Origin of the sequence: Phytoactinopolyspora endophytica (assembly GCF_004138495.1) — a bacterium.
Taxonomy (GTDB): Bacteria; Actinomycetota; Actinomycetes; order Jiangellales; family Jiangellaceae; genus Phytoactinopolyspora; species Phytoactinopolyspora endophytica.
Map to the genome: position 1 here is coordinate 59,616 of NZ_ML142861.1, position 4,978 is coordinate 64,593.

5 protein-coding genes are annotated in these 4,978 nt (G+C 66.4%); 1 reads left to right on the plus strand and 4 read right to left on the minus strand.

Annotated elements, in window-relative coordinates:
* From ELR45_RS22555 to ELR45_RS22570, 4 genes are all read right to left on the minus strand, one after another.
* Window positions 1-1,202: NADP-dependent isocitrate dehydrogenase (locus ELR45_RS22555; protein WP_129668465.1), on the minus strand; the 1,202-nt coding region annotated here is incomplete at its 3' end.
* An 85-nt stretch (window positions 1,203-1,287) separates the two neighbouring features.
* On the minus strand, window positions 1,288-2,277 hold the full coding sequence (locus ELR45_RS22560) for a malate dehydrogenase (RefSeq protein WP_129668360.1): 990 nt from the start codon (window positions 2,275-2,277) through the stop codon (window positions 1,288-1,290).
* Between the two features lie 17 nt (window positions 2,278-2,294).
* Window positions 2,295-2,579 carry a DUF3017 domain-containing protein gene (locus tag ELR45_RS22565; protein ID WP_129668361.1) on the minus strand — a complete coding sequence of 95 codons (285 nt, stop codon included), beginning with the start codon at window positions 2,577-2,579 and terminating at the stop codon, window positions 2,295-2,297.
* Between the two features lie 59 nt (window positions 2,580-2,638).
* Complete coding sequence (locus tag ELR45_RS22570) at window positions 2,639-3,766, minus strand: citrate/2-methylcitrate synthase (RefSeq protein ID WP_129668362.1); 1,128 nt, start codon at window positions 3,764-3,766, stop codon at window positions 2,639-2,641.
* A gap of 177 nt (window positions 3,767-3,943) precedes the next feature.
* Between ELR45_RS22570 and ELR45_RS22575 the strand changes: the two genes are divergently transcribed.
* On the plus strand, window positions 3,944-4,813 hold the full coding sequence (locus ELR45_RS22575; protein ID WP_165368019.1) for an NAD(P)H-binding protein: 870 nt from the start codon (window positions 3,944-3,946) through the stop codon (window positions 4,811-4,813).
* Window positions 4,814-4,978: the final 165 nt, after the last annotated feature.

Sequence of the window (4,978 nt, forward strand, 5' to 3'; positions counted from 1 at the left end):
GCGAGGTTCTCATCGAGCGCGCCGAGGAACTCCTCGGTGCTCTTCCATTCCTGGTCCTTGCTGACCAGAAGCGCGAGGTCCTTGGTCATGATCCCGGACTCGACGGTCTTCACCACGACGTCCTCGAGGGCCTCGGCGAAGCCGGTGACCTCGGGGCTGTTGTCCAGCTTGCCGCGGTGCCTCAGGCCACCCGTCCACGCGAAGATCGAGGCGATCGGGTTGGTGGAGGTCGGCTTGCCCTGCTGATGCTGACGGTAGTGCCGGGTGACCGTGCCGTGAGCCGCCTCGGCCTCGACGGTCTTACCGTCCGGCGTCATCAGCACCGACGTCATCAGGCCCAGCGAGCCGAAGCCCTGCGCCACGGTGTCGGACTGGACGTCGCCGTCGTAGTTCTTGCACGCCCAGACGTAGCCGCCCTCCCATTTCAGCGCGGCGGCGACCATGTCGTCGATCAGCCGGTGCTCGTAGGTGAGGCCGGCCGCCTCGAAGTCAGCCTTGAACTCACGCTCGAAGACGTCGGCGAAGATGTCCTTGAAGGCGCCGTCGTAGGCCTTCAAGATCGTGTTCTTCGTCGACATGTAGACCGGGTAACCGCGCTGCAGACCATAGGAGAACGACGCACGGGCGAAGTCCTCGATCGACTTGGTGAAGTTGTACATACCCATGACGACGCCGCCGTCGTCGGGCATCTTCACGACCTCGTGCTCGATCGGCTTCGAGCCGTCGTCGGGCGTGTAGGTGATGGTGACCGTGCCCGGGCCGGGCACCTTGAAGTTGGTGGCCCGGTACTGGTCACCGTGCGCGTGACGACCGATGATGATCGGCTTGGTCCAGCCCGGCACCAGCCGCGGGATGTTCGAGATGATGATCGGCTCGCGGAAGACGACACCACCGAGGATGTTCCGGATGGTGCCGTTGGGCGAGAGCCACATCTTCTTCAGGCCGAACTCCTCGACCCGTGCCTCGTCCGGCGTGATGGTGGCGCACTTCACACCGGCGCCGTGCTCCTTGATCGCTCTCGCTGCGTCGACCGTGACCTGGTCGTCCGTCGCGTCGCGGTTCTGGATCGACAGGTCGTAGTAGCGCAGGTCCACGTCGAGGTACGGGTGGATCAGCCTCTCTTTGATGAAGGACCAGATGATCCGCGTCATCTCGTCGCCGTCGATCTCGACGACGGGGCCGGCTACCTTGATCTTCGCCATGGGTCAACGCTCCTGGTTTCACGAATTCTCTCGACGTCAAGATATCAGAGCCGCAGCGGCCACAGCATGCCGCGGGACCCAACCTCTAGATGAGGCCGAGCGAGGTGACGGCGTCGCGTTCCTCCACCAGTTCCCGCACCGACGCGTCAATCCGCTGCTGGGAGAACTCGTTGATCTCCAGCCCCTGCACGATCTCCCAGCTGCCGTTCCGGGACACCACCGGGAACGACGAGACCAGTCCCTCTGGTACCCCGTACGAGCCGTCGGACACCAAGCCCGCCGATGTCCAATCGCCCTCCGGTGTCCCGAGCACCCAGTCGTGGACATGGTCGATCGCCGCATTCGCCGCCGACGCCGCCGACGACGCCCCGCGCGCCTCGATGATGGCCGCGCCCCGCTTGGCGACCGTCGGGATGAACTCGTCGGCCAGCCACGCCTCGTCGTTCACGACCTCCGCGGCGTTCTTCCCGGCGATCTCGGCGTGGAAGATGTCCGGGTACTGCGTGGCGGAGTGGTTGCCCCAGATCGTCAGCTTGGTGATGTCGCTGACGCCCGCGCCCGTCTTGGCGGCAAGCTGCGAGAGCGCGCGATTGTGGTCCAGGCGCGTCATCGCGGTGAACCGGTCCGGCGGCACGTCCGGCGCGTGCGCCTTCGCGATCAGCGCGTTCGTGTTCGCCGGGTTCCCGACGACGAGCACCCGCACGTCGTCCGCGGCGCCCGCGTTGATCGCCTGACCCTGCGGGCCGAAGATGCCGCCGTTGGCCTCCAGCAGGTCGCCACGCTCCATGCCCTGAGACCGCGGACGCGCGCCGACCAGCAGCGCGACGTTGACGCCGTCGAACGCCGTGCCCGCGTCGTCGGTGATCTCGATCCCCTTGAGCAGGTCGAACGCGCAGTCATCCAGCTCCATGGCGGTGCCCTCAGCCGCCTTCAGCGCCTGCGGTATCTCCAGAAGCCGCAGCTTAACGGGTGTATCCGGCCCCAGCAGCTGACCCGAGGCGACGCGGAAGAGCAGCGCGTAGCCGATCTGGCCGGCGGCGCCGGTGACCGTCACAGTGACAGGGGCTTGAACCATGGCAGTTCTCCTACAAACTAGCTCGGAGGCGGAACGATAAGGGCGGCAATGAGCGTACCTCCGCCCAGAAACGCGAGCGTGAGGACGTCCAGAAAGCGCGAGCGCACCAGTAACAGACCCGCTCGGGAGTTCGGTATGACCAGCCGCAGGAACGCCGCCGCGCAGATGCCCGCAGCGATGATCACTGTGCCCCGTTTGAAGTGGTCGTTCGCGACGACGATCACTCCGGCGACGACGATCGACAGCGCGGCCAGGAACGGCCACTGCCGGAACACGGCGCGGAACCAACTCGCCGGGGTCATGCGCCGCTCCGCCGCCACGGCCCATCGGCTGCGCTTCGGAGCGGGTGCGTGGCTCATGGTCACCGCTGCGAGATCTCTACCCAGCGCTGGTCACGTGGACCGGTGTACTCGCTGGCCGGACGGATCAGGCGGTTGTCCTCGTGCTGCTCGATCACGTGTGCGGTCCATCCGCTCATCCGGGAGATCGCGAAGACCGGCGTGAACAGGTCGGTAGGGATACCGAGCGCGTAGTAGACGCTGGCCGCGTAGAAATCGACGTTGGGATAGAGACCCTTGGAGTCGAACACGACCTGCTCCATGCGGCGGGAGAAGTCGTAGTAGCGCCGGTTACCCGTGAGCTCGGCCAGCTCCTCGCTCATCTTCCGCAGGTGGGTGGCCCGGGGATCCTCGGTCTTGTACACGCGATGCCCGAAGCCCATCAGCTTCCGGCCGGCGTCCAGCTCGGCGCGGACGAAGCCGTCGACTTCGTCGACCCCGCCCTCGATCGAGCTGAGTGTCTTCATCACCGCCTCGTTGGCGCCCCCATGCAACGGTCCGCGCAGTGCGCCCATGGCGCCGGTGATCGCCGAATGGATGTCGGACAAGGTCGCCGCGATCACTCGGGCGGTGAACGTGGACGCGTTCATCGTGTGATCGGCGTGGAGCACCAGACAGGCGTCGAAGATCTCGACGGCGCGTTCGGCCGGCCGTTCCCCGGTGATCTGCTGCAGAAAGTTACCGGCGATTCCTAGCTCGGGATGGAGCCCGGCGACATCCCGGCCGTTCCGCGCCGCCTCGTAACGCGCCACCAGGATCGGCATCTGCGCGACCAGCCGAGTCGCCTTACGCCGGTCCGCCTCGATGGACGAGTCAGCGGCGTCGGCGTCATCCACCGACAGCGACGAGACCAGCGTGCGCAGTGCCTCCATCGGCGCCCCGCTACGGATCACGTGCGGGAGCAGCGCCTCGGTAGTGGCCCCGATGCGCCGATCCTCGGCCAGATCCGCCGTCAGGCCGTCCAGCTCCTGCCTGGTCGGCAGAGTCCCGCGCTGTAACAGGTGGACGCATTCCTCGAAAGAGATGCGCTGGGCGATGTCATGGATGTCGTAGCCGCGGTAGAAGAGACGGCCTTGTTCGCCGTCGATGTCAGAGATCGACGTGGTAGCCGCAACGACGTCGGCGAGACCTCGCGAAGACTTTTCGGCCATAAGGTATGGGACCTCCTCATCTGTGGAGCCGTCGCCACCCTACCGAAGCGTAAGCCTCATTCGATCGCCCGGCCCACCGTTGCTCCACGGATGCCGTCCCGGCCCGGTCCCGCGACGTGTGCGCTGTCGCCTTACTGTTGTCGTGGCGACACGTCAGGCGGCACCCATCCGTCGGCCATGAGCAGGGCTAGGAGAGGAGTCGAGATCCGAATCGCGGTAACCGGTTCGTCCGGAAGTCTGGGTGGCCAGGTTGTGCGGCTCCTGGCCGCCGACGGACGGCATCAGGTCGTGGCGCTGGCTCGCCGAACGGTGACCCATGAACCGGACGACCTCGTCACGTCGCGGTATGCCGAGTACACCGACCTGGACTCGCTGCGATCGGCGTTACGCGGCGTCGACGTCCTGGTCTTCGTGTCAAGCGACGGTGACGCCGCCAAGATGATGATCCATCACCAGAACGTCGTCCGGGCCGCAGCGGACAGCGAAGTGGCGCACATCGTGTATCTGAGCGGCATCGACGCCGACACGGCATCGCCGTTCTGCTACGCCTACACCAACGGCTACACCGAAGGGCTCATCGCCTCGAGCGGGTGCGCCTTCTCGATCGCGCGGGCGTCGATCTACACCGAGTTCTTCGCGTCGTTTCTCCGTTCCGCGCGGGAGTCCGGCGAGGTTCGCGTGCCCGCCGCCGACGGGCGCCTTTCGCTGGTATCGCGTGCGGACGTCGGACGCTGCCTCGCCGCACTCGCTACCGCTCCCCCGACCGGACGCCACCACGACATCACTGGGCCGGTCTCTCTCGATGTGCGCACCATCACCGGGCTCGCGGCACAGGCGTGGGGGCTCCCGCTCCGCTTCGCCGACGTCTCGCCTGACACGTTCAGCGCGGAGCTGGCGAATGCCGGCCAGGAGCCCTGGTGGGTGTACGCATTCTCGACGATGTTCGCCTCCGTGCGAGAGCAGCGCTGGGACGCGGTCTCCGACGAGGTCCGTTGCCTGACCGGAAGCGATCCGCTGAACGTCGCCGATGTTCTGGGCCGCCCCTGACCAGACGTTGCGTCCTGCCGACCGAGCGCGATGACGCTCGATCAGCAGGACGCTAGAAGGTCGCGCAGACCTTCAAGACCGCTCGGCACTCATGGTCGCGCTCCTCGACTCATTCCCTCCGCGGGCGGCCTAGCCAGATCTGACAGTTACGCTGTGCGTTACAGG

Coding starts and splice junctions, on each gene's coding strand:
- ELR45_RS22570 (WP_129668362.1), bottom strand. CDS start 3,766: ATGGCCGAAAAGTCTTCGCGAGGTCTCGCCGACGTCGTTGCGGCTACC.
- ELR45_RS22560 (WP_129668360.1), bottom strand. CDS start 2,277: ATGGTTCAAGCCCCTGTCACTGTGACGGTCACCGGCGCCGCCGGCCAG.
- ELR45_RS22565 (WP_129668361.1), bottom strand. CDS start 2,579: ATGACCCCGGCGAGTTGGTTCCGCGCCGTGTTCCGGCAGTGGCCGTTC.
- ELR45_RS22575 (WP_165368019.1), top strand. CDS start 3,944: ATGAGCAGGGCTAGGAGAGGAGTCGAGATCCGAATCGCGGTAACCGGT.